The 25,158-nt window shown below is 70.6% G+C and carries 21 protein-coding genes; 20 read left to right on the forward strand and 1 reads right to left on the reverse strand.

The genetic code is table 11. From position 1 onward, the window contains the following. Positions 1–114 precede the first annotated feature (114 nt). The 16 genes from ABTX60_RS21555 to ABTX60_RS21630 all read left to right on the forward strand — a co-directional run bounded on the left by ABTX60_RS21555 (position 115) and on the right by ABTX60_RS21630 (position 18,082). Complete coding sequence (locus ABTX60_RS21555; protein ID WP_352098616.1) at positions 115–810, forward strand: ANTAR domain-containing protein; 696 nt, start codon at positions 115–117, stop codon at positions 808–810. A 365-nt stretch (positions 811–1,175) separates the two neighbouring features. Further along, entirely contained in the window at positions 1,176–4,073 is a 2,898-nt protein-coding gene (locus ABTX60_RS21560; RefSeq protein ID WP_352098617.1) for a glycosyl hydrolase family 95 catalytic domain-containing protein, read from the forward strand. Positions 4,074–4,299: 226 nt separating this feature from the next. Then, positions 4,300–5,364, forward strand: coding sequence for a sugar ABC transporter substrate-binding protein (locus ABTX60_RS21565; protein ID WP_352098618.1), 1,065 nt, complete (start codon positions 4,300–4,302; stop codon positions 5,362–5,364). 44 nt (positions 5,365–5,408) lie between these two features. Then, positions 5,409–6,974, forward strand: coding sequence for a sugar ABC transporter ATP-binding protein (locus ABTX60_RS21570; RefSeq protein WP_352098619.1), 1,566 nt, complete (start codon positions 5,409–5,411; stop codon positions 6,972–6,974). Beyond that, positions 6,967–8,010 (forward strand): ABC transporter permease, encoded by a 1,044-nt coding sequence (locus ABTX60_RS21575; protein ID WP_352098620.1) that lies wholly within the window; start codon positions 6,967–6,969, stop codon positions 8,008–8,010. The genes ABTX60_RS21570 and ABTX60_RS21575 overlap by 8 nt, the downstream gene beginning before the upstream one ends. Before the next feature lie 95 nt (positions 8,011–8,105). After that, a complete protein-coding gene (locus tag ABTX60_RS21580; protein ID WP_352098621.1) occupies positions 8,106–9,431 on the forward strand; it encodes an L-fuconate dehydratase in 1,326 nt (441 codons plus the stop codon). After that, positions 9,424–10,311 carry an amidohydrolase family protein gene (locus ABTX60_RS21585; RefSeq protein ID WP_352098622.1) on the forward strand — a complete coding sequence of 296 codons (888 nt, stop codon included), beginning with the start codon at positions 9,424–9,426 and terminating at the stop codon, positions 10,309–10,311. The genes ABTX60_RS21580 and ABTX60_RS21585 overlap by 8 nt, the downstream gene beginning before the upstream one ends. 14 nt (positions 10,312–10,325) lie before the next feature. After that, entirely contained in the window at positions 10,326–10,763 is a 438-nt protein-coding gene (locus ABTX60_RS21590) for an RbsD/FucU domain-containing protein (RefSeq protein WP_352098623.1), read from the forward strand. Next, positions 10,760–11,803 (forward strand): zinc-dependent alcohol dehydrogenase, encoded by a 1,044-nt coding sequence (locus tag ABTX60_RS21595; protein WP_352098624.1) that lies wholly within the window; start codon positions 10,760–10,762, stop codon positions 11,801–11,803. Before ABTX60_RS21590 ends, ABTX60_RS21595 begins: the two co-directional genes overlap by 4 nt. Then, positions 11,800–12,558: an SDR family oxidoreductase gene (locus tag ABTX60_RS21600; RefSeq protein WP_352098625.1), complete on the forward strand. Its 759-nt coding sequence runs from the start codon at positions 11,800–11,802 to the stop codon at positions 12,556–12,558. Before ABTX60_RS21595 ends, ABTX60_RS21600 begins: the two co-directional genes overlap by 4 nt. After that, positions 12,555–13,196, forward strand: coding sequence for a bifunctional 4-hydroxy-2-oxoglutarate aldolase/2-dehydro-3-deoxy-phosphogluconate aldolase (locus ABTX60_RS21605; RefSeq protein ID WP_352098626.1), 642 nt, complete (start codon positions 12,555–12,557; stop codon positions 13,194–13,196). Before ABTX60_RS21600 ends, ABTX60_RS21605 begins: the two co-directional genes overlap by 4 nt. Then, entirely contained in the window at positions 13,193–14,230 is a 1,038-nt protein-coding gene (locus tag ABTX60_RS21610; RefSeq protein WP_352098627.1) for a PfkB family carbohydrate kinase, read from the forward strand. The genes ABTX60_RS21605 and ABTX60_RS21610 overlap by 4 nt, the downstream gene beginning before the upstream one ends. Before the next feature lie 33 nt (positions 14,231–14,263). Beyond that, positions 14,264–15,295, forward strand: a complete 1,032-nt coding sequence (locus ABTX60_RS21615) for an aldo/keto reductase (protein ID WP_352098628.1) — start codon at positions 14,264–14,266, stop codon at positions 15,293–15,295. Beyond that, positions 15,286–16,014 carry a FadR/GntR family transcriptional regulator gene (locus ABTX60_RS21620; protein ID WP_352098629.1) on the forward strand — a complete coding sequence of 243 codons (729 nt, stop codon included), beginning with the start codon at positions 15,286–15,288 and terminating at the stop codon, positions 16,012–16,014. Before ABTX60_RS21615 ends, ABTX60_RS21620 begins: the two co-directional genes overlap by 10 nt. A gap of 191 nt (positions 16,015–16,205) precedes the next feature. Next, the gene (locus ABTX60_RS21625; protein ID WP_352098630.1) at positions 16,206–16,907 is read left to right on the forward strand and encodes a FadR/GntR family transcriptional regulator; all 702 of its coding nucleotides are present in this window, start codon (positions 16,206–16,208) and stop codon (positions 16,905–16,907) included. Positions 16,908–17,146: 239 nt separating this feature from the next. Beyond that, on the forward strand, positions 17,147–18,082 hold the full coding sequence (locus ABTX60_RS21630; protein WP_352098631.1) for a CE1 family esterase: 936 nt from the start codon (positions 17,147–17,149) through the stop codon (positions 18,080–18,082). A 91-nt stretch (positions 18,083–18,173) separates the two neighbouring features. Here ABTX60_RS21630 and ABTX60_RS21635 read toward each other — a convergent pair whose 3' ends face one another. Then, complete coding sequence (locus ABTX60_RS21635) at positions 18,174–20,231, reverse strand: glycoside hydrolase family 36 protein (RefSeq protein WP_352098706.1); 2,058 nt, start codon at positions 20,229–20,231, stop codon at positions 18,174–18,176. Positions 20,232–20,469: 238 nt separating this feature from the next. Here ABTX60_RS21635 and ABTX60_RS21640 point away from each other — a divergent pair, with 238 nt between their 5' ends. The 4 genes from ABTX60_RS21640 to ABTX60_RS21655 all read left to right on the forward strand — a co-directional run bounded on the left by ABTX60_RS21640 (position 20,470) and on the right by ABTX60_RS21655 (position 24,850). Next, a complete protein-coding gene (locus ABTX60_RS21640; protein ID WP_352098632.1) occupies positions 20,470–21,540 on the forward strand; it encodes a LacI family DNA-binding transcriptional regulator in 1,071 nt (356 codons plus the stop codon). 118 nt (positions 21,541–21,658) lie between these two features. After that, positions 21,659–22,969: an ABC transporter substrate-binding protein gene (locus ABTX60_RS21645; protein ID WP_352098633.1), complete on the forward strand. Its 1,311-nt coding sequence runs from the start codon at positions 21,659–21,661 to the stop codon at positions 22,967–22,969. Between the two features lie 76 nt (positions 22,970–23,045). Then, positions 23,046–24,002, forward strand: a complete 957-nt coding sequence (locus ABTX60_RS21650; RefSeq protein ID WP_352098634.1) for a carbohydrate ABC transporter permease — start codon at positions 23,046–23,048, stop codon at positions 24,000–24,002. Continuing rightward, complete coding sequence (locus tag ABTX60_RS21655) at positions 23,999–24,850, forward strand: carbohydrate ABC transporter permease (protein WP_352098635.1); 852 nt, start codon at positions 23,999–24,001, stop codon at positions 24,848–24,850. The genes ABTX60_RS21650 and ABTX60_RS21655 overlap by 4 nt, the downstream gene beginning before the upstream one ends. Positions 24,851–25,158 lie beyond the last annotated feature (308 nt).

Consider the following 25,158-nt stretch of genomic DNA (forward strand, 5'->3'; position numbering starts at 1 on the left):
AACCGGAAGACGGCGCGGCTCACGCCACGCTGGTGTGGTTCTGGCGCCTTCGACGGTGAGGGACAAGGCTGTGCGTAGGGTGGCCGGACTGGTGATCGATGCGGGCGGTGCGACATGGAGTGGCAGAAGTTCGCCGAGGAGATGGCGGTGCTCGCGCGGACCCTGCTGAAGCAGAACTCCGTGCAGCAGACGCTGGACGAGATCGTGGCGTCGGCCGTGCGGCTGGTGGACGGCTGTGACGCGGCGGGGATCCTCGCGGTGCGCAAGGGCCGTGCCGTCACGCTGTCCTCGTGCGGCGACATGGTCGAGGAGTCGGACCGTCTGCAGGGCGAGCTGGGCGAGGGGCCGTGCTTCGATCTGGCACGCCACGCGGACGACGAGCGCCTGTTCCGGATCGTGGACATGACCCGGTCTCAGCCCGACTGGCCCCGCTACGCCGAGGCAGCGCGCGAGCTGGGCATCCGCAGCATGACCGGGGTCCTGCTCTACACCCACGAAGAGGACTTCGGCGCGCTCAACCTGTACTCCGGCCGCCCGGGCACCTTCACCGACGACATCGCGACCGCCGGCTGGCTGCTGGCCTCGCACGCCGCCGTCGCCCTCGCGGACGCCCGCACCATCGACCAGCTCGAACACGCGCTGGAGACCCGGCACGCCATCGGCGAGGCCATGGGCATCCTCATGGAGCGCCACGGGATGAGCGACGAGGACGCCTTCAGCGTGCTGCGCAACATCTCGCAGCACCACAACGTCAAGCTGCGCGACGTCGCCCAACGGATCCGGGACAAGCGCTCCGGCAAGCAGGTCTGAGGGGATCGGACGCCCCGAGCAGACATCCCATGTAGCGAGGGCGGAGCCCCCTCCTTGGAGTCACCCCCACATCCGCACGGCCTGACAAAACCGACATATCACCTGCTCGTCAAGATTTTGCGGCTCGCGCTCTGGACAAGCCGGGAAACATCCCCGTTAATTCATCCCATGTCATCGGCGTTCGTCCCGCCGGGTTCACGAGATGGAGTCAGTGGCTCCGACTCCTGCCGCCGCTCATGAACCCCGCCCGACAGCCATGACTCCGGCCCGGCAGGCCGCCCTCGCCCCACCGGATCCGCGACCACCATGAGCACAGCCGTGCCCGTGGCCCGTCGCGCCCGCCCACGGACAACGGAGTCTTCACCATGCCACTGCCCGACCGCCCCCTCGGCCGCAGAAACTTCCTCGCCGCGGCCGCTCTCGTGACCGGCACCACGGCCCTGCCCGGCCTCGTCTTCGCCCCGTCGGCCGCCGCCGCCGTGCCGCCCCAGGTCACCCTCCCCGACCGCGGCATCTGGGACGACGCCGCCTCCTCGACCTGGACCGACGGGTTCCTGAGCGGCAACGGCGAGTACGGCGCCGTCTACTACGGGGCGCCGACGCTCGAGAAGATGATCTTCAACCACCACCGGTTCGTCCTGCCCAACGGCAGCCGGGACGTCATGCCTCCCGTGATATCGCCCTACCTCGAGTCAGCCCGTGACAAGGCCCTGACAGGTGACTACGCCGGTGCCTCCTCGACCTTCGCCCATGGGTGGAACCTGCGCTGGACGCAGACCTTCCACCCCGGTTACGAACTGCAGCTGTCCACCCCGGGCATGACCACGGTCAACGACTTCGCCCGGATCACCGACTTCCGCACCGGCGAGGTCACCCACACCTGGACCGATCAGTACGGCACCTGGAAGCGGCACGTCTTCGTCTCCCGTGCCGATCAGGTCATCGTCCACGAACTGCTGCCTGCCACCGGTCGCACCGTCGACACCACGATCAGCGTCAACACCGCCCTGGAAGGTGCGCCGACCAGCGTCACCTACACCACCACCGCCACCAAGAGCGGCGCCGACGGCTACCTCAACCTGCGCGGCACCTATCCGTCCGGGGGCGCGTACGGCTACGAGGGCGTCACCCGGGTCGTCGTCACCGGCAGCAACGCCTCCGTGAACGCGAGCGGGGCGACGCTCGTGGTCGCCAAGGCCACCAAGGTGCTGCTGCTGACCAAGCTCGGCCGGTACGAGACGGCCACCGGCTGGGACGCCAAGCCGCTGCAGGCCGCGCTCGCGGCGCTCACCGCCGACTACGCCACCCTGCTCGGCCGCCATGCCCCGAAGCACCAGGTGATGTACGACCGCTCCAGCCTCGACCTGAACGTCTCCACCGCCGACCGGCAGCTGTCCACCAGTGCCCTGATCGCGCGGCAGAAGAGCAACTCCTCCACCATCGACCGTGCGCTGCTGGAGCGCATGTACGACTCGGGCCGCTACCTGTTCGTCAGCTCCAGCGGTGTCCTGCCACCACGCCTGACCGGGATCTGGACCGGCACCTGGAACGGCTCCTGGGCCGACGACATCACCACCGACGCCAACATCAACCTGCAAGTCGCGGGCGCCAACATCCTCGATCTCGGCGACGCCATGCAGGGCTACTTCGATCTGGTCCTCGGCCAGCTGGCCCACTGGCGGGACAACGCCACCAACCTCTACGGCGCCCGCGGCTTCCTCGCCCCGTCCCGCACCGACGGCGAGTACGGGCACATGCTGCACTTCAACAGCGGCAGCTTCCCGGGTGAGGCGTGGACCGGCGGTGCCGACTGGCTGCTCTACCCGCTGCTGGAGTACTACCAGGTCACGGGCGACGCCGACTTCCTGAAGAACAAGCTCGGTCCCGCCCTGATGGAACTGGCCCTGTTCTACGAGGACTTCCTCACCCGTACCGATTCCGAGGGCAAGGCCGTCTTCGTCCCCTCCTTCTCCATGGAGAACTCTCCGGCCAGCACCGGCCAGTACCTCTCCATCAACGCCACCGGCGACATCATGGCCGGCAAGCACGCCCTGCAGGCCGCCATCGACGCGGCGAACGAGCTCGACGTGGAGCAGGGCAGCGGCCAGGGCGTGCAGCGCTGGACCGCGCTGCTGGCCAAGCTGCCCGACTACACCGTCAACGGCGACGGGGCGCTGGCCGAATGGTCCTGGCCGGGCCTGACCGACCGCTACAACCACCGGCACGTCCACCACATGTACGGCGCCTGGCCGCTGCACGAGATCAACCCCGAGGAGGAGCCCGACCTCGTCAAGTACGCCCGCAGGGCTCTGGACCTGCGCGGCGACGAGAACTACTCGGCCCACGGCAGCCTGCACCGGGCCCTGGCCCGCGCCCGGCTCAAGGACGCCCCGGGCGTCTACGCCAACCTCCTGAAGATCTACGGCAAGAACATGGTGTGGCGGTCCCTGATGACGTCCCACAACCCCAATCTGGACATCTACAACTGCGACGCCGCCAACGCCATCCCGGGCGTGCTCGGCGAAGCCCTGGTCTACTCACGCCCCGGTGTCCTGGAGATCCTCCCGGCCCTCCCGGACCAGCTGCCCTCCGGCACCATCAAGGGCGTACGGGGCCGCAACCGCATCACCGTGCGGTCCCTGACCTGGGACACCGGCGCCCGTACCGCCACCGTTTCGCTCACCTCGGACATCAACCAGGACATCACCTTCGTGTGCCGGCGCGGCATGACCTCCGTCAGCACGTCCGCGACCGTGAAGACGTCCCCCTTGGGCAACCACGCCCGGGTCGTGTCGCTCACCGCCGGGACGGTCACCACGATCACCGTCGGTCTGCTGACCGGCCCGTTCAAGCTGGTGAACCACAACAGCAGCAAGGTCATGGAGGTGGCGGGCTCCTACACCGACAACGGCGGCTCCGTCATCCAGTACGACTGGTCCGGCAGCCCCAACCAGCAGTGGAAGCTGCTGCCCGACTACGACGGCTCGTTCCGGCTGTCCAACGTCAACAGCGGCAGGCTGCTGGACAACCCCGGGAGCTCCACCAGCGCCGGCACGGCTCTGGACCAGTGGTCGGACACCAACTCCCCCAACCAGTGGTGGAAGCTCGTACCGGCGTCCACCAGCGGCTACTACCGTCTCGTCAACGTCAGGAGCGGGCTCTGCGCGGACGTACAGGGCAACTCCACGGACAACCGCGCGAAGGTCATCCAGTGGCCCGCCGGCACCGGCTGGAACCAAGAGTGGCAGCTCGTAGGGCTGTGACGGGTGTCACGGATCCATCTCAATATTGATGGGATGGATCTACCCCTCAGGCCGCACACCGACCCTGCCCTAGATCGAGTTGCGCGTTTTACCAGCAACTTTACCCAAGCCTCTAGACGGCTCGACCGAACACCATCTATAAACATCCCATCTCTTCACGAGCGACACACAGCTGTCGTGTCGGCGTAACAACTTCCGCTACGGGACCAGCGCGAGGAATCCAACGATGAGACTCAGATCCGTTCTCTGCTCGACGGCCGCCGCCCTCTCCGCACTGACGCTGCTCAGCGCCTGCGGCGGCGGCTCCACCACCGCCGCGTCGTCGGGCGACAAGCCGCTCGTGGGTGTCGACTACCCCCGCTCCGACACCGACTTCTGGAACTCGTACATCAAGTACACCCCCCAGTTCGGCAAGGAGCTGGGTCTGGACCTGAAGACCACCAACTCGCAGAACGACGTCGCCAAGCTGACCGCGAACGCGCAGACGTTCATGAGCCAGGGCGTCAAGGGCGTCGCGATGGCCCCGCAGGACACCGCCGCCATCGCGCCCACCCTGGCGCAGATGGAGGCGAAGAAGATCCCGGTCGTCACCGTGGACACCCGCCCCGACAGCGGCAAGGTCTACATGGTCGTCCGCGCCGACAACCGGGCCTACGGCGAGAAGGCCTGCCAGTTCCTCGGCACCAAGCTGGGCGGCAAGGGCAAGGTCGTCATGCTCCAGGGCGGCCTCGACTCGATCAACGGCCGTGACCGCACCGAGGCGTTCAACGAGTGCATGAAGAAGAACTACCCCGGGATCAAGGTCTTCGGTGAGGCCACCAACTGGGACGGGGCGATAGCGGCCCAGAAGCTCCAGACCGACCTCACGGCCAACCCGGACATCAAGGGCGTCTACATGCAGTCCAGCTTCGCCCTGTCCGGCACGCTCCAGGTGCTCAAGCAGCGCGGTCTGCTGGTCGACCCGAAGAACAAGAAGCACGTGTTCGTGGTCTCCAACGACGGCATCCCCGAGGAGCTCAAGAGCATCGCCGCGGGCAAGATCGACGCCACCGTCTCCCAGCCGGCCGACCTCTACGCCAAGTACGCCCTGTACTACCTGAAGGCCGCGATCGACGGGAAGAAGTTCAAGCCCGGCAAGACCGACCACGACAGCACCATCATCCAGGTCCGTCCCGGTCTGCTGGAGGACCAGCTCTCGGCCCCGCTGGTCACGGCGGACGGCGGCACCTACGGCGGCGTCCCCAGCGTCAAGAGCGACGACAAGGCCCTCTGGGGCAACAACCTCGGCTGACATTCCCCGGCAGAGCGACGGCTGACGAGATCTAGGCGGTTGAGATGAAGGACGGGGAGCGAACAGCGGACCCCGTGCCCGCCCCGGCGGACCTCGGGCAGGCTTCCACGGGCCTGCCCATCGTCGAGGCGACGGGCATAGTCAAACGATTCGGTCCGACGGTGGCTCTGAACGGCGCCCGGATCACCATCAGAGCCGGCGAGACCCACGCGCTCGTCGGACGCAACGGGGCGGGCAAGTCCACCCTGGTGTCCGTCCTCACGGGCCTGCAGTCCCCGGACGAGGGCAAGGTCACCTTCGGCGGCAGCCCCGCACCGCGACTGGCGGACCGCGACGCCTGGCGGCAGCGCGTGGCCTGCGTCTACCAAAAATCCACGATCATCCCCACGCTGACCGTCGCGGAGAACCTCTTCCTGAACCGGCACGACCACGGGCGCAACCGGCTGATCAGCTGGACGGGCGTACGCCGCCGGGCGCAGGAACTGCTGTCGACCTGGTCGGTGGACGTCGACCCGCAGAGCCCGGCCGGCGACCTGAACGTGGAGCAGCGGCAGTTCGTGGAGATCGCCCGGGCGCTGTCCTTCGGGGCCCGGTTCATCATCCTCGACGAACCCACGGCGCAACTCGACGGGGCGGCGATCAACCGGCTCTTCGACCGCATCCGCGACCTGCAACGCCAGGGCGTGACCTTCCTGTTCATCAGTCACCACCTGCAGGAGGTCTATGAGATCTGCGACATGGTCACGGTGTTCCGCGACGCCCGGCACATCGTGACCGCCCCGGTCGCCGGCCTCCCCCGCACCGAGCTGGTCGCCGCCATGACCGGCGAGGCGGCGGCGGACCGGCGGCAGGAACGCCCCAGCAGCCTGAACCCCACCGCACCGCCCGCGCTGTCCGTGCGCGCGCTGGGCAGCGACGGCGACTACGGTGACGTGACGTTCCGGGTGGGCGCCGGGGAGATCGTCGGACTCGCGGGGGCCGCCGCCAGCGGCCGTACCGAGGTCGCCGAGACGGTCGTGGGTCTGCGGGCCGCTTCGACCGGGAACGTCGAGATCGCCGGGCGCCGGCCCCGGCCGGGCAGCGTGCCCGCCGCCCTCGCCGCCGGTGCCGGGTTCGTCCCGCAGGACCGGCACCACCAGGGCTTCGTGCCCGACATGTCGATCGCGGACAACGCCACGCTGTCCGTGCCCCAGCGGCTCGGCTCCAACGGGTTCCTGAACCGCGGCCGGCGGGACCGGCTCGCCGAGGACATGATCCGGAACCTGGCGATCAAGACACCGGGCCCTGAGCTGCCGGTGTCCGGGCTCTCCGGAGGCAACCAGCAGAAGGTCGTCATGGCCCGTGCCCTGGCCGACGACCCCCGGCTGCTGGTCCTGATCAACCCGACCGCGGGCGTGGACGTGCGGTCCAAGGAATTCCTCCTCGGCAAGGTCGAGGAGACCGCTCAGAGCGGCACCGGAGTGCTCATCGCCTCCGACGAGCTCGACGACCTGCGCATGTGCGACCGCGTCCTGGTGATGTTCCAGGGCCGTGTGACCAACGAGATCGCCCGAGGCTGGCACGACCACGACCTCGTCGCCGCGATGGAAGGAATGGACCTCGATGCCTGAAACCGTCGTCGCCGACGCGTCCGTGACCGCGACGGACGCGCACCGCGCGAAGCGGACCGCGCTGCTCGGCGGCCGGATCCCGCTGGCCCGGCTGCGCGACCTCGCCCTCGTTCCCGCGATCGTGGCCATCGCGATCGTCGGCCAGATCGTCAACCCGGTGTTCCTGCAGGCCGACAACCTCATCAACGTCCTGCAGACCATGTCCGAGATGGCGCTGCTGGTCCTCGCGCAGACGATGATCCTGATCGTCAAGAAGATGGACCTGTCCCTGGAGTCCACGATGGGTCTCGCGCCCGGCGTGGCCGCCTGGCTGGTGGTGCCGGCCGGAGCCGGACACGGCCTCGGGCTCATACCCGGTGGCCTGTCGATCCCCGTGACCCTGGCCGTGGGTCTGCTGATCGGCGTCATCAACTCCGTGCTGATCATCCGCTTCGGCCTCAACGGCTTCATCGTCACGCTCGGCATGCTGATCGTGCTGCGCGGCATCCTCACCGGCATCTCCGGCGGCCAGACGTTCTTCCAGCTGCCGTCGTCGATGCTGTACCTGGGGACCGCCCAATGGTTCGGCATGCCGGCCTCGATCTGGATCTGCCTGACCCTGTTCGCCGTCGCGATCGTCGTCCTCGGCTGGACCAGCTTCGGCCGTTCGCTCTACGCCATCGGCGGCAACGTCGACGCGGCCAAGGCGGCCGGCATCCGCACCGACCGGGTGCTGTGGATCGTCATCGTCACCGGCAGCCTGCTCGCCGCCCTCGCGGGCCTGATGCTCTCCGGACGACTGGCCTCCGTCGCCTCCGCCCAGGGCAACGGCTACATCTTCACCGTCTTCGCCGCGGCCGTCATCGGCGGCATCAGCCTCAACGGCGGCAAGGGCACCGTGTTCGGTGCCTTCAGCGGCATCCTGCTGCTCTTCATGATCCAGAACGTGCTCACCCTGGCCGGTGTCCCCGCCCAGTGGATCGGTGCCCTCAACGGCCTGATCATCCTGGTCGCCCTGACCATCTCCCGCATCACGGGCGGCAAGGTCCAGGAGTGAACCCGGCGGCCGTCGCCGCCGGACACCGATGACCGCCCCGCCCTTCCCGTCGCAGGGGGCCGCGTGCCCCGCCCGCCCCCACAGGAGTTGCTGCCATGTCCTCCGCCGTGCCCTCTACCGCCCGCATCATCGCCCTGGACGTCCTGGACGTCCGCTTCCCCACCTCGGAGCATCTCGACGGCTCGGACGCCATGAACCCCGAGCCCGACTACTCGGCCGCCTACGTGGTCCTGCGCACCGACGCCGGCGACGGGCTGGAGGGCCACGCGCTGGCCTTCACCACCGGACGGGGCAACGACGCGCAGGCCGCCGCCATCGCCACCCTCGCCCCGCACGTCGTCGGACGGTCGGTCGAGGAGGTCTGCGGCGACCTCGGCGCCTTCTCCCGCTCCCTCGTCCACGATCCCCAACTGCGCTGGCTGGGACCGGAGAAGGGCGCCATCCACATGGCGACCGGCGCCGTCGTCAACGCCGCCTGGGACCTCGCGGCCAAGCGGGCCGGCAAGCCCGTCTGGCGCTTCCTCGGCGAGATGTCCCCCGAGGAGCTCGTCGCGCAGGTGGACTTCCGCTGGCTGTCCGACGCGCTCACCCCAGAGGAGGCCCTGGAGATCCTGCGCCGCGCCGAGCCGGGCCGTGAGCGGCGCATCGGCCTGCTGATCGACGGCGGCTACCCCGCGTACACCACCACCCCGGGCTGGCTCGGGTACTCCGACGAGAAGCTGGCCCGGCTGTCCCGCGAGGCCGTCTCCGACGGCTTCACCCAGATCAAGCTCAAGGTCGGGGCGTCCCTGGAGGACGACATCCGGCGCATGCGCGTCGCCCGCGAGGCCGTCGGCCCGGACATCCGCGTCGCGGTCGACGCCAACCAGAGATGGGACGTCCAGCCCGCCATCGACTGGATGCGCGAGCTGGCCCCCTACGACCCGTACTGGATCGAGGAGCCCACCTCACCCGACGACATCCTCGGCCACGCGGCCGTCCGCAAGGCGCTCAGCCCCATGAAGGTCGCCACCGGCGAGCACATCGCCAACCGGGTCGTCTTCAAGCAGCTGCTGCAGGCCGGCGCGGTGGACATCGTGCAGATCGACTCGGCGCGCGTCGGCGGTGTCAACGAGAACATCGCGATCCTGCTGCTCGCCGCGAAGTTCGGCGTGCCGGTCTGCCCGCACGCCGGCGGGGTGGGCCTGTGCGAGATGGTGCAGCACCTGTCGATGTTCGACTACGTCGCCGTCTCCGGCACCACCGAGGACCGCGTCATCGAGTACGTCGACCATCTGCACGAGCACTTCGTCGACCCGGTGCGCATCACCGACGGCCACTACCTGGCACCGACCCTGCCCGGGCTGAGCGCGCAGATGCACCCGGAGTCCCTCAAGGAGTACTCCTACCCCGACGGCCCGGTCTGGTCCTCCCGTGTCTGAGTTCCTGCCCCTGGTCGACTCCCACCACCACGTGTGGGACCTGGGCCGACGCCCGCAGCCCTGGCTGGACGAGCCGGGCCTCGAACCGATCCGCCGCACCTACGGCGTCGAGGACCTGCGGCGGGAGGCAATCCGGCCGATCGCGGGCCGGTGGCTGACCCGCACGGTGCTCGTCCAGTGCGTCGCGTCCGTGCCGGAGACGGCGGAACTGCTCGTGCTCGCCGACAAGGACCCGCTGATCGGCGCGGTCGTCGGCTGGGCGGATCTCGCGGGGGCCGACATCGGGGACATGCTCGACGTGCTCCTCGCCGGTACCGGGGGCTCGTACCTGCGGGCCGTGCGGCACCTGGTGCAGGGGGAGCCCGATCCGGAGTGGCTGCAGCAGCCGGTCGTCGAACGGGGCCTGCGCGCCGTCCAGGACCGGGGCCTCGGCTACGACGTGCTCATCCGCAGCCACCAGTTCCCGCAGGCCATCCGTCTGGCCCAGCGCTTCCCCGAGCTTCCCCTGGTCCTGGACCACGCGGGCAAGCCGCCCATCGGCCCGCACGCCCAACGCGACACCCTGCCCGACTGGCAGCGGAAGGTGCGCGTGCTGGCCGGCTTCCCGCAGGTGCGGTGCAAGGTGTCCGGGCTGATCACGGAGGCCGATCACCGCGAGTGGACCATCGCCGACATCCGGCCGGTGTGGGACACCCTGCTGGCCGCCTTCGGCCCGTATCGGCTCATGTTCGGCTCCGACTGGCCCGTCTGCGTCCTGGCCGGCGGCTGGGCCCGCTGGGCGGCCACCGTCGAGGAGCTGCTGCACGGTTTCTCCGAGCACGAGAAGCAGGCGCTGCTGTGCGACACGGCGGCCGGCTTCTACCGGCTGTACGAGACGTAGGAAGAGGCCCTTTCATGCTGCTGACCGAACTGCTCCACCCCGGCATCCTCGAAGCGCTCGCGGGAGCCGGGCACGGGGCCCGGGTCCTGCTCGCCGACGGCCACTACCCCGCCAGCACCGCCGTCGGTGAACGGGCGAGGATCGTCCACCTCAACCTCTCCCCCGGCGTACTCGACGTCTCCACGGTCCTCGACGTCCTGCTGCGGGCCCTGCCCGTCGAGACGGCCCACGTGATGGTGCCGCCCGAGGGGGAGCCCGAACCGCCCGCCATCGCCGAGTACCGCTCCCGGCTCGCGCCCGTCCCCGTCGAGACGCTCGGCCGCTTCGAGTTCTACGACGCCGCCCGCTCACCCGACCTCGCCCTCGCCGTCGTCACCGCCGACATCCGTACCTACGCCAACCTGCTGCTGACCATCGGCGTCCGCGCTGAAAGGACCCTGACCCCACGATGACTCTCGCCGTCCGCTATCTCGCCGCCCGAACTCTCGACACCGCACCCGCCGAAAGCGCCGAACCCGGCCCGGGCGAGGTGCAGGTGGCCCCCGCCTACGTCGGTATCTGCGGCACCGACCTGCACATCTTCCACGGCGACATGGACGCCCGCGTGGCGACGCCCGCCGTGCTCGGGCACGAGATGTCCGGCCGCGTCGTCGCGGTCGGGGCGGGCGTTGAGGGCTGGCGCCCCGGGGACGCGGTCACCGTGATGCCGCTGCGCTGGGACGACACCTGCCCGGCCTGCCGCTCCGGTCACCGGCACATCTGCCAGCACCTCGACTTCATCGGCATCGACTCCCCCGGTGCGATGCAGCAGCGCTGGACCGTCCCCGCCTCCACCCTCATCCGACTGCCCCACTCGCTGCCCCTGGACCAGGCCGCGCTCGTCGAGCCCACCGCGGTCGCCGTGCACGACGTCGGCCGGGCCGGTGTCCGCCACGGCGAGAAGGTCGTCGTGGTCGGCGGCGGTCCGGTCGGCATCCTCATCGCCTTGGTCGCCCGGGCCGCCGGCGCCGAGGTGCGCGTGGTGGAACTCAGCGCGCACCGCCGCCTGCTCGCCGAGGAACTCGGTCTGACCACCTGGGACCCGGCCGCCGCCGACATCCCCTCGCTCGTCGGTGAGTGGACCGGAGACGCGGGCGCCGACGTGGCCTTCGAGGTGTCCGGCGCCGCCGGCGGCGTCGACACCGCCGTCGAGGTCCTCGGGGTGCGCGGGCGGCTTTGCCTGGTCGCCATCCACCCCAGGCCCCGCGAGATCAACCTGCACCGCTTCTTCTGGCGCGAACTCACCCTCGTCGGGGCCCGGTTGTACGACCGTTCCGACTTCGAGAAGGCGGTCGCCCTGGTCGCCGACGGCACCGTCGCCGCCCACCGCCTCATCAGCAAGGTCGTCCCGCTCACCCAGGCACCGGCCGCCTTCGAAGCCCTGGAAGGCGGCGGCGACGTGATGAAGATCCTCGTCGACTGCACCACCGACTCCGAGGGAGCCGCCGCATGAACGCCTTCGACCTCACCGGAAAGCTCGCCGTGGTCACCGGTGCCAGTCGTGGCATCGGCCGCGCCATGGCCCGTGGCCTCGCCGAGGCCGGCGCCGACATCATCGGCGTGAGCGCGTCACTGGAGCCGGGCAGCGACGTGGAGAAGGACGTCATCGCCGCGGGCCGCGCCTTCGAGGCTATCCGCACCGACTTCGCCGATCCCGAGGCCGTCCGGGCGCTCGGCGCGGACCTCGCCGGGCGTGAACGCCCGGTGGACATCCTCGTCAACAACGCCGGCACCATCCGCCGCACGCCCGCCGCCCAGCACTCCGACGCGGACTGGGAGCTGGTGCTCCAGGTCAACCTCACCGCACAGTTCGCGCTCACCCGCGCGGTCGGGGCGGGCATGGTCGCCCGCGGGCACGGCAAGGTCATCTTCACGGCTTCGCTGCTCAGCTACCAGGGTGGCATCACGGTCCCCGGCTACACCGCCGCCAAGCACGGCATCGCCGGCCTGACCAAGGCCCTGGCCAACGAGTGGGCCCCGCACGGCGTCAACGTCAACGCCATCGCCCCGGGCTACATCGCCACCGACAACACGCAGGCGCTCCAGGACGACGCGGCGCGCAGCAAGGCCATCCTGGAACGGATTCCGGCCGGCCGCTGGGGCTCCGCCGACGATCTCGCCGGTGCGACCGTCTTCCTCGCGTCGGGCGCGGCCGACTACATCCACGGCACCACCCTGCCCGTCGACGGCGGATGGCTCGGCCGATGAGCGCGACGAGTGGTACCGACCTGACGGCCGTCCTCGAGGGGGCCCGTCTCCTGCCCGTGCTGACCGTGCCGTCCGTGGCGAGTGCCGGCCCCCTGGCCGAAGCGCTCGCGGCGGGCGGTGCCCGGTGCGCCGAGGTCACCTTCCGCACGCCCGACGCCGAGCTGACCCTCAAGGCCATGGCGGCTCACGGTGGTCTGACCGTCGGAGCCGGCACCGTCCTCACGGCCGAGCAGGCGGAGCGGGCCGTGGCGGCCGGAGCCCGGTTTCTCGTCTCCCCCGGCTTCGACACGGAAGTCGTCGACAGAGGGAGGGAGTTGGGGGTTCCGGTGGTGCCCGGCATCGCCACCGCCACCGAGTTGATGAGCGCGCTGAAGGCGGGCCTGGACACGGTCAAGCTGTTCCCCGCCGAGCCGCTCGGCGGCACCCGGATGCTCCGGGCCCTGGCGGCGCCCTTCCCGCAGGCGCGTTTCGTGCCCACCGGCGGCATCGGGCCGGACCTGATGCCCGGCTACCTCTCCCACCCGGCGGTCCTCGCCGTGGGCGGCAGCTGGATGGTCACCTCCGGCCACCTGGAACGCGGCGAGTACGCGGAGATCCGCCGGCTGACCGCCGAGGCAGTGGAGAGGAGCACGCCGTGACCGAGGTGATCGCCCTGGGCGAGGTGATGCTGCGCTTCGACCCGGGCGAGGGCCGGATCAGCACCGCCCGCTCCTTCCAGGTGTGGGAGGGGGGTGGTGAGTACAACGTGGTACGGAGTCTGCGCCGCTGTTTCGGGCTGCGCACCGCGGTGGTCACCGCCCTCGCCGACAACGCCGTCGGCCGGCTCGTCGAGGATCTGGTCCTGCAGGGCGGTGTCGACACCTCGCTGATCCGCTGGGTCCCCGACGACGGCATCGGCCGCGGCGCCCGCAACGGCCTCAACTTCGTGGAACGCGGCTTCGGTATCCGCGGTGCTCTCGGCGTCAGCGACCGGGCGCACACGGCCGTGTCGCAACTGCGGAAGGGAGACGTCGACTGGGACGCCGTCTTCTCCGGTCCGGTGCGCTGGTTCCACACCGGCGGCATCTTCGCCGGGCTGTCGGACACCACCCTCGATGTGGCCGACGAGGCGATGGCCGCCGCACGCCGTCATGGGGTGACCGTCTCGTACGACCCCAACTACCGTCCGAGCCTCTGGGCCGGCCGGGGCGGCGCCGACGGCGCGCGGGAGGCGGACCTGCGCCTTGCCCGGCACGCCGACGTCGTCGTGGGTGCCCTCGGTCTCGCGGGCAGCCATCCGGGCGCCTGTCGCCTCACCGCCGACGAGGTTCCCGACGCACTCGCCGAGGTCGCCCGTCTGCTGCCCGGGGTGAGCGTGCTGGCCACGACGTTGCGCGAGGTGCCGTCCGCCGGCGTCAACGACTGGTCCGCGCTCGCCTGGTCCTACGGGACGGGCCTCGTCGCCGGTCCGCGGATGCCCGGACTGCACGTCCTGGACCGCATCGGTTCGGGCGACGGCTTCGCCGCGGGGTTGGTCTACGGCCTGCTCACCGGTGCGGGCCTGGAACGGGCCCTCGCCTACGGCACCGCCCACGGCGCCCTCGTCATGACCACCCCGGGGGACGTCTCCATGGCGACCCTCGCCGAGGTGGAGGCGCTCGTCGCGGGCGGCTCGGCCCACGTCAGACGCTGACCGCACGCACCCCGAAGTCCCGAGGAGAACGTCTTGCGACGCCGAACGATCCGCAACACCCGTGTCGAACTCACCGAGCTCGGCTTCGGAGCCTCCGTGATCGGCAACCTCTACCGCACCACCACCCCCGAGGAGGCGTCAGCCGCGGTCGACGCCGCCTGGGACGCGGGTATCCGCTACTTCGACACCGCCCCGCACTACGGCCTCGGCCTGTCCGAACGCCGCCTGGGCGCCGCGCTGCGGGAGAGGCCCCGTGGCGAGTACGTCGTCTCCTCCAAGGTGGGCCGCCTGCTCGTCCCCAACGAGAACCCGCGGGGTGTCGACACCGATGGCTTCGTCGTCCGCGACGACGTGCGCCGTCAGTGGGACTTCAGCCGGGACGGCGTACTGCGTTCCATCGAGGCCACGCTGGAGCGCACGGGCCTGGACCACCTCGACGTCGTCTACCTGCACGATCCCGACGACCACTGGCGGCAGGCCGCCGACGAGGCCATGCCCGCCCTCGCCGACCTGCGCGACCAGGGCGTCGTCGGTGCGATCGGCGCCGGCATGAACCAGTCCGCCATGCTCGCCCGGTTCCTGCGCGAGACCGCCGCCGACGTCGTGATGCTCGCCGGGCGCTACACCCTGCTCGACCAAGGCGCCCTCGACGACGTCCTGCCCGCGGCGGGGGAGACCGGCAAGAGCGTCGTCGCCGTCGGTGTCTTCAACTCGGGCCTGCTCTCCCGCGACCGTCCCGCCGCCGGCATGAAGTACGACTACCAGGACGCCCCGCCCGACCTCGTACGGCGTGCCCTGGCCATCGCGGAGGTCTGCGAGGCCCATGGCACGACCCTGCCCGCCGCGGCCATCGCCTTCCCCCACACCCACCCCCACGTCGTCAACGTCACCCTCGGCATGCGCAACGCCGACCAGGTCACCCGCAACGCCGAGCTCCACCGGCGGAGCACTCCCGCCGGCCTCTGGAACGACCTCCTCGACCAGGGACTCATCCGGCCCGACGTACCCCTCGGGCAGGTCCCGCACGGTGACGGCGTCTCCGAGAGGAGCACCCCGTGTCCCTGACCGACAAGGCGATCGCGCGGATCCGCGAGCTCATCGCCTCCGGTGCGCTCCCGCCCGGCTCCAAGCTGCCCCCCGAGCAGGAACTGGCGGCCCAGCTCGGCCTGTCCCGCAATCTGGCCCGGGAGGCGGTCAAGGCGCTGGCCGTGGCCCGCGTCCTGGAGGTCAGACGGGGAGACGGCACCTACGTCACCAGCCTCCAGCCGGGTCTGCTCCTCGAAGGGCTCGGCGGCGCGGTGGAGCTGCTCCAGGTGGACCCGCGCGTCGTACTGGACCTCATGGAGGTCCGGCGCCTGTTGGAACCCGTGGTCACCGCGCTGGCCGTCGCCCGGATCTCGGACGACGGTCTGGCCGAGGTGAAGGGGCATCTGGACGCGATGCGGGAAGCGAGCGGGATCGAGCAGTTGAACGCCCACGACGCGGCGTTCCACCGGGCCATCACCAACGTGACCGGCAACGAAACCCTCATCACCCTCCTCGAAGGCATCTCGGGCCGCACCCTGCGCGCCCGCATCTGGCGCGGCCTGGTCGACAGCCGGTCCCACGAGCGCACCCTCGCGGAGCACGAGGCCATCTACGCCGCCCTGGCCGCGCGGGATGCCGCACTCGGCCACGCGGCGGCACTGCTGCATGTCAGCAACTTCGAGCAGTGGCTGCGGGAGCACCTGGAGTCCACGAGCGGCTCGCCCGAGAGCGGCCCGGCAGGCGGGCTCGCCTCCTGACGAGGGCCGGCCACGCCGGGTGCGGACCGTCCGGAAGCGGGACGAGCGGGCCCGGCGCGACGTCCCCGCCCCGTTACGTCCGGGGATCTTCGACCGGTCCTGCCGGTATCATCGGCGTCACATGTGACGGCCCTGCCGCGGACTCGCGGAAGGGGCCCTGTGGAGCGGCGCACTCACGGAGGGAGCTCAGGTTGTCCCTGACGGACAAGGCCATAGAGCAGATCCGTGAGCTCATCCGCTCGGGGGCGCTTCCCCCGGGCGCGAAACTGCCCCCGGAGCCGGAGTTGGCGGCGCAGCTGGGGCTGTCGCGCAACCTCGCCCGCGAGGCGGTCAAGGCGCTGTCCGTCGCCCGGGTGCTGGAGGTCCGCCGAGGAGACGGTACGTACGTGACCAGTCTCCAGCCGAGCCTGCTCCTGGAGGGTTTGGGCGGCGCGGTGGAGCTGCTCCAGAGCGACAAGGGCGCGCTGCTGGACCTGATGGAGGTGCGGCGGCTGCTGGAACCGCTCGCCACCGGGCTCGCCGCCGGCCGGATCACGGACGAGCAACTGGCCGATGTCGAGCGGCACTTGGACGCCATGCGCGAGGCTCGCGACGACGTCGAGCAGCTCAACGCGCACGACGCCGCCTTCCACCGGGCGGTTGTCGCGGCCACCGGCAACGAGACCCTGCTCTCCCTGCTCGAGGGCATCTCCGGCCACACCCTGCGCGCACGCATTTGGCGCGGGCAGGTAGACGACCGGTCGTCCGAGCGGACCCTGGCGGAACACCAGGCGATCTTCGACGCCCTGTGCGCGCGCGACCCCGCCCTCAGCCAGGCCGCCGCCCTGCTGCACGTCAGCAACACCGAGCACTGGCTCCGTCGGCACCTGCAGTCTCTCGATCCTCAGGCGTAGCGGCCCCTCGGGAGTCGCGGCACGGACGGGGTTCGGCCACAACGCGCGGGAAGAAGCCTGTGCCACGCATTGACGGTTGCGGCGAGCTTCCTATCATCCCAACTACCGAAACTCCGAGCGCTGTTCGAGGTATCGGACGAACCATGAGAACCGGGGGTCGCCGGAGCTCCTGAGCGGCGCGCCCCCTACGTACGCGATTTGTCATGCACACACCCGTTCTCCCATGAAGGAGTGATGTGATGCCAGCGCGCAAGTCACCCAGGTTATGGTCCGTCGTCGCCGCGGCGTTCCTCGCCCTGGCCACGGCCACCAGTGCCACGGCTCTGCACGACGCCACGGACGGGCCGCGCACCGCGCCCGCCGCGGCCGCGGCCCCGGCGGCGACGGCCGGATGCGGCAAGGCCCCCGGACTCAACAACGGCACCCACACCCTGCAGATCAACGGCAAGAGCCGCAGCTACATCCTGAAGGTGCCGGACAACTACGACCGCAACCGCTCCTACCGGATGGTCTTCGGCTTCCACTGGCTGGGCGGCACTTCCACTGACGTGGCCACGGGCCGCACCGTCCAGAACGGCACCTGGGCCTACTACGGGCTCCAACGGCTCGCGAACAACAGCGCCGTCTTCATCGCACCCCAGGGCCTGAACAACGGCTGGGCCAACTCCGGCGGCGAGGACCTGGCCTTCGTCGACGCCATCATCCGCCAGGTGGACGCTGCGCTGTGCGTCGACACCACCCGGCGCTTCTCCGTCGGCTTCAGCTACGGCGGCGCCATGACCTACGCCCTGGCCTGCTCCCGGGCGACGGTGTTCCGCGCGGTCGCCGTTCAGTCCGGCGGGCAGCTCAGCGGTTGCAGCGGCGGCTCCCAGCCCGTCGCGTACCTGGGCATCCACGGCATCCGGGACTCCGTCCTCGGGGTGGCGGGCGGACGTTCGCTGCGCGACCGGTTCGTCCGCAACAACGGGTGCACGGCCCAGAACGCGCCCGAACCCGCGCAGGGCAGCAGGGCGCACCGCGTCACCCAGTACGCGGGCTGCTCCTCCGGACGCCCGGTCGTGTGGGCCGCGTTCGACGAGGGCCACATCGCCGCGCCCCAGGACGGTGCCCCCGGCGACAGCGGCTCCAGGACCTGGGTGCCGGGCGAGATCTGGAACTTCTTCACGCGGTTCTGAGACCCGCCCCGCGCCGAGCCGGCGGGGCGTGTCCTTGTTGCGCGGCCGCGGCCCGTTCCGTTGCAGGAACGGGCCGCGGTCCAGCCGCACGTCATCCCCGCGCGTCCGCCGTCACCGAGTCCAGCCGGAGGAGAACGGCGGTGTTCCCGCGCGGCAGCGAGAGCGTGAGCCGCCCCGCGTCCGCGTCCCACTCCGCGGCGGCATCGGCTGTCGGTGGATACAGCACCACGGGCCGGACGTGCCTGCCCCGCAGGTGGGGGATGGCGAGGGTGCTGCTCGGGGTGGCCGCTCCGGCGTTCTGCGGTGCCCGCCTGCAGACGGAGAGGAACGTGGCCGCCGGGCCCCGAAGTCCATGAGCGATCCACTCGTCCTCCCAGCCGGGAAGCCCCAGAGGCCAGAACGGCCTCGCCCCGCCGAGCTCCGGCCGGAGCTCCTTGTACAAAGAGATCGCCGATCGGACGAGGCCGGACTGCTCGGGACTCATCTGGTTGAGGAAGCCGGAGAGGTGGACGCGGCCGAGCAGGGCCCCGGTCAGGGTGAGGGCGATCTCGTCGAGCGTGTGGTCCGGCTGAGGGTAGGCCCAGACCGCGGCCTGTTCCGGTGTCACGGCGGTGGCGGCCGCGGCGGCGATGGGCGGATAGCGCAGCAGGTCCTGCTGGTCGCTGGTGGACTGCAGTTGGGCCACGGCCAGCTGCGCGTAGTCCATGCGCAGCCCGCCCGATCCGCAGTTCTCCAGGACGAGGCCGGGATGCCGGTCGAGGAGCGAGGCCATCCAGTCGAGGTGGGCACGGTGGTGTCCGAGCAGGCCGGCGCCCGCGCTCTCCGAGCCGTTCTCCGTGCCGGGGCCGATGTTGATGTTGTAGTCGAGCTTCAGGTAGCCGACGCCCCACTCACCGACCAGCCGGTCCACGACCTCGTCGAGATGGGCGCGGGCGGCCGGGTGACGCAGGTCCAGGTGATGCCGCCCGTGTTCGGTGACACGCAGACCGCCGCGCCGGAAGAACGCCTCGGGGGGCAGCGTGCGCGCCAGGGGGCTGCGTACGCCGACGACTTCGGGTTCGAGCCAGAGCCCCGCGGTCATCCCGTGCGCTCTGACGGCGTCCAGGACCTCCGGCAGACCGCCCGGGAAACGGCGGGGAGCCGGCTCCCACGCGCCGACGGCGTCCCACCAGCCCTGGGCGTCGTCGTCGTACCAGCCCGCGTCGATCACGAACACCTCGGCACCGGCCGCACCCGCCGCCTCGATCAGCGGCAGGAGCCGTTCGGTGGTGGGGTCGCCCATCAGGGTGTTCATGTAGTCGTTGTAGATCACCGGCAGCGCGCGGTGGTCGGGGTGGTCGCGGCGGATGCTCCGGCGGTGGTCGGTGAGTTCACCGAAGGCCGCGTCCAGTCCGCCGGTCTCCGTGTGGACGAGCACGGCCGGGACGGTGTGGAACTCCTCGCCGGGGGCCAGCATGTGCCGCCACTGATGGTGTGCGTCGTCGGGGCCGAACAGGGCCACGTAGGCGGCCCCCTCGCGTTCGCCCGTCTCGAAGCGCCAGCCCGCGCTGGACTCGATCTGCCACAGCCAGGCGCGGCCTTCCGAGTCGGTGAGGCCGGCCACGGGGAGGTGGCGGCCGGTGGACCAGCTCCCCTGCGAGTACCGCTCGAAGCAGCCCCGGCCCTCGTGGCCGTGGGCGGAGCGGCTCAGCGGGACCACCCGCCTGCGGAACCCGTCCTGCCGCCACCGGCATTCGGCGAGCCAGTCGTTGTCCGCCCAGTGCAGGGTCAGGCCGTCGAGGCCGCCGGCCCCGTCGACGACGCCGCCGAGGGCCAGGGTGGACACGCTCTCCAGCCGCAGCGCCACGTCGCCCTCGTTGACGAGGCGTACCCGGGCCCGCAGGCACCGGCTGCCCGTCCGGGTTTCTAGGGTGACGTGGGCTGCCAGGCCGGTCCCGGTGTCCATGAGCCGGATCGTCGTACGCTCCCCGTCGCCGCGCCGGACCGTCTCATGGCCCCGGTAGGTCAGGCGCTCACCGATGGCCGTCTCGATGAATCGCTCCCCCGACCACATGCGTCCGTGGCCGGTGGCGGTGACCTCGACGAGGGGCACCAGGCGGGCCCAGTCCTGACCGGGTCTTCCCAGCCTCACCGCTCCGGTGGCATCCATGACGGCGTGCAGGCCGGATTCCGGATGCGACCAGACCCAGGAGCCCTCGGCTGCTTCGACGGTAGCGGTCAACGCGATTCCCCTTCCGGGATGATTCGGTCCTGCGGCGGTCTGTGGGGGCTGATCTGGGGATTCACCGACGGCGACGGAGCCGGGCCCCGGCGGTGGATGGGCCCTCAAGCGGATTCTGCGCTCGCGGTCTCTTGACGCCCGCGTTGTGACCGCTCACAATCCTCGCATGTTTGTGACCGGTCACACAAGGTCGGGCGACTCCTCCGACCCCCCTCAGGGACAGCGGAAGGCCGCGAGCATCCGCGACGTCGCCCAGGCGGCGGGCGTCTCCTACCAGACCGTTTCGAGGGTCATCAACGGCCACCCGAACGTCCGGGACGAGACCCGCGAGCGGGTGCGGGAGGCCATCGACACCCTGGGATTCAGGCGCAACGCCACCGCGTTCGCGCTGGCCAGCGGCGTGAACCGGTCGATCACCGTCCTCACGTCGAACACCCTGCTCTACGGCTACGCGGCCACCCTGCGGGGCCTGGAGGAGGCGTCCCGCGCCGCGGGCCACACACTCGGCGTGCGGGTCCTGACTCCCGAGGACGACCTGGACCGCACGATCGCCTCGGCCGCCGACGCCGGTGGCGGCTTGGTGGTCATCGGCTTCGACCGCTTGGGCGCGGCCGCCCTGGACCGCGTACCGGCACACGTGCCGTGCGCGGCGGTGGTGGAGGCGCCGCCCCCGGGGAGTTCACCCGGTCGGCCCGCCGTGTGGGCCGACGACCGCGAGGCGGCCCGTGCCGCCACCGAGCACCTCTTGTCGCTGGGGCACGACACCGTCCACTACGTGGCGATTCCCGCCTCGACCGGACCCCGGCGCTCGGTGGGACCGCGCGCCGAGGGCTGGCGCCAGGCCCTGGAATCGGCCGGTGTCGCCGCTCCCGAACCGTCCGGCAAGGGCTGGGACGCCCAATCCGGATACGAGGCCGGGGAGAAACTCGCCCGCGACCCGGAGGCCACCGCGATCCTCTGCGGCAACGACGACCTGGCGCTCGGTGTCCTGCGGGCCCTGCACCACGCGGGCCGGCGGGTCCCGGAGGACGTCAGCGTCATCGGCTTCGACGACGCTCCGCACTCCGCCTACCTCACCCCGTCCCTCACGACGGTCCGCATGGACTTCCAGGGGCTGGGCCGCGCCGCCTTCGGGCTGCTGCGGGCCCGGCTCGACACCGATCGGCGGGCATCCGTCGCCGTGCCGGCCGAACCCGCCCTCGTCCTCCGGGAGAGTGCGGGCCCGCGCCGCACATGAGCCGGACCGGATCCCCGCACCCCACGTCTCCCTCCGCCCCCTTCCCGTTCCCCGCGGCCATCGCCCCTCTCCACAGCAGCGCACCGCCCTCCCGTTCCTTACGACCGAGGATCTCGCCATGAGAAGAGCCGTCTCCGTCCTTGTCACCGCCTGTCTGCTCGGCCTGACCGCCACCGCCTGCAGCGACAGCACCGCCGGCGGAACCGGTGCCGCTCCCGAGGGGTCCGTCGATCCGACCGCCGACCTCAAGGGTGTCCAACTCACCATGTGGACGGCCCAGAACAGCGTCGGGCAGCCCAAGCAGGCCATCGAGGCGTTCGAGAAGGCCACCGGCGCCAAGATCAACACCGAGGTCATCCCCGACCCCTACGAGTCGAACGTCCCGACCAAGCTCGCCTCGGGCGTCAAGCCGGACCTGATGTTCTGGCAGCCCACGGGCAGCACCCTGCCGTTCATCCAGCCTCAGCAGAACCTGCTCCAGCTCGACAACGAGGACTGGGTCCAAAAGCTCGGCAAGACGGAACAGGGCCTCGGCCAGGTCGACGGCCACCGCTACGCGGCCATCGTCACCAGCCCCGCGGTCCTCGGCGTCTACTACAACAAGGACGTCTTCGAGAAGGCCGGCATCACCACGATGCCGAAGAGCTACGACGACCTCCTCGCCACCGCCTCGAAGATCAAGTCCAAGACGGGCGTGGCCCCCTTCTTCGAGGTCGGCGGCGACAAGTGGCCCCTGCAGTGGCAGGTGCAGGTGCAGATGACGGATCTGCCGCAGACGTTCTGGGACAAGCTGAACAAGAACAAGGCCGCCTGGACCGACAAGACCGTCGTCGACGCCATCACCAGGTACAAGACGAAGGTCCTCGACGGCGGCCTGGCGCAGAAGAACTACAAGACGGCCACGTTCGTCGACCAGGGCAAGGCGATCATGGACGGCAGCGCCGCGATGGCTCTCAACGTCACCTCGCTCCAGTCCCAGATACAGGCCACCTCCAGCACGGAGGAGATGGACAAGAAGCTGGGCTGGTTCCCCATCGCCAACAGCGCCGCCAAGGCCGAGTACTCGCCCGACCAGACCAACGGCGTCGTCGCCTTCAAGACCGGCGACACCAAGCGGCAGAACGCCGCCCGGCAGTTCCTCTCCTTCTGGCTCGGCAAGGACTACCCGGACTACATCAAGGCGAACAAGCTCGTCTCGGTGCAGCCGTCGGTGCCCAACCCCGGCGGTCTGCCGCAGACCGCGATCGCCCAGGCCGAGGCGCTGCCCTCCGCCACCGGCGTCTTCCAGGTCAAGGCACTGACCGCGCCCGACATGCACCTCGCCCTCGCCGACATGATCTACGGCAAGAAGTCGCCCCGGCAGGTCGCCCAGGCCGCCCAGGACCAGTTCGAGCAGGTGCTCAAGGCGCGCGGCGTCTCCGGCTTCTGACCGTCGCCCTATCGCCAACCCGCTCCCCGGGCCGCCGTCGGCGGCGCGCCCGGGGCCCGCATCCGGAGGTAAGCAAGTGGTGGACACCGCCACCAGGGGCGCCATCGACGCCGCGCGCGCGAAGGACCGGAGCGCATCGCCCCGTCGCGGCCGGCGCGAGCGCGTCCGCAGGAGGGCCGACCAGCCGTGGTGGTTCGCGCTTCCCGCGCTCGCCGTGTTCGGTGCGTTCTTCCTGCTGCCGAACCTGCTGAACTTCGTCTACCCGTTCACCGACTGGTCGGCGTTCCACCCGCAGATCGGCTTCGTGGGCCTGTCGAACTTCGAGACCATCCTGAACGACGGCTCGATGGCCCGCGACATCCGCATCACCCTGGAGTACGCGGTCCTGGTGGCCGTGTTCCAGAACGGTTTCGGCCTGGGCCTGGCCCTGCTGCTGGAGCGTGACACCCGCTTCAACCGCTTCTTCAGGGCGGTGTTCTTCCTGCCCGTACTGATCTCCGCCCTGGCCGTGGGCTACATCTTCCGGGCCCTGCTCGCACAGGACGGGGCGCTCAACAGCGTGCTGTCGTCCCTCGCGGGGCACCAGGTCGAAACGCCCTGGCTCGGATCGACGACCTGGACCCTGGTAGTGGTGACCCTCGTCCACGGCTGGAAGTGGATGGGCCTGGCCATGCTGATCTACCTCGCGGGCCTGAAGAGCATGCCCGGTGACGTGCTGGAGGCCGCCCGGATCGACGGGGCCGGTGCCTGGCGCACCTTCTGGTCGATCCGGTTCCCGCTGCTGGCGCCCGCGGTGACGTTCAACGTGACGACCGCGCTGATCGGCTCCATGAACACCTTCGACATCGTCCAGGCGACCACCGGGGGTGGTCCGGGCAGCGAAACCGAGGTGTTCAACATCTACATGTTCCGCATCTTCGGCCAGGGCCTGTACGCCCAGGCGTCCGCGATGAGCCTGGTGCTCTTCCTCGTGGTCGTCGTCCTCGCCGTGCCCGTGATCGTCGGCCTGCGCCGGAGGGAGAACAACCAGTGACCGCCACCGTGTTCGCTCCCGCCCGCCGACGCGCCCCGCGCCGGCTGCAGCAGGCCGCCGTCCTGCTCATCGCCGCCGTCACCATCGGCATCCCGCTCTGGCTCGTCGCGGTGACCTCCGTGAAGCCCCAGGCCGAGGCCATCAAGCCCAACCTCTCGCTGCCGCACCGGGTGCAGGCCGCGGAGAACTACCAGCAGACCTTCGACCAGGGCAAGGTCGTCCAGGGTCTCGTCAACAGCCTGCTGGTCGTGGTCCCTTCCGTGGTCCTCGTGCTGCTGTTGGGCGCCGGCGCCGCCTGGGTCTTCGCCCGCCGCAAGGGGCGCCTGACCGGCACGCTGTACGCGCTGAGCATCAGCGGCCTCCTGCTGCCGCCCGCCGTCATCACCATCGTCATGGAACTGCGTCAACTCCGCCTGGCCGGGACGCAGTTGGGCATGATCGCGGTCTATACGGGGATGTACCTGTCCACGTCGATCTTCTTCATGACCGGCTTCATCCGGAACCTCCCCGAGGAACTGGAGGAGGCCGCCCGCATGGACGGCGCCGGCCCGGCCCGGGTCTTCTTCCAGGTGATCCTGCCGCTCCTGCGCCCCGTCATCGCCACCGCGACGATCATGGTGATGCTCTTCGCCTGGAGCGACATCTTCTACGCGTTCTTCGTGCTGGGCGGCGGGGATAAGGCCACGCTCCCGCTCAACCTCTACCAGGTCGCGAGCGCCCAGCTGTACCTGAACAACTGGCACCTCATCTTCGCCTACGTCGTGATGCTGAGCCTTCCGATGGTGGCCGTCTTCGTCATCGCCCAGCGCCGGATCGTCGCCGGCATCACCAGCGGCGCCGTCAAATAGCGCGCCCACGACCTCCGGGGCGCGACTCCCCGCGCGCCCCGGCCCTCACCCTCCGGTCCGCCCGGCCCGTCCGGGCTCCCCGGGTCCACTCACCATCCTCCCGCTGCGACGCGGGAGGCGGAGGACGCACATGCCCCGAACCGAGCACACCCCACGCAGCACCACGCGCCTCATGGGGGCCATCGCCTGCGCCGCTTCGCTGATCGGGTCGGCCGCCGTGACCGCTCCCGTCGCCCATGCGGCCACCCCGCAGGTCACCGTCGACCTGGGCAGGACCACCGGTGACGTGATGCACGGCGCCAACGGAA

The organism is Streptomyces sp. NPDC126510 (assembly GCF_040302345.1).
Taxonomy (GTDB): Bacteria; Actinomycetota; Actinomycetes; order Streptomycetales; family Streptomycetaceae; genus Streptomyces.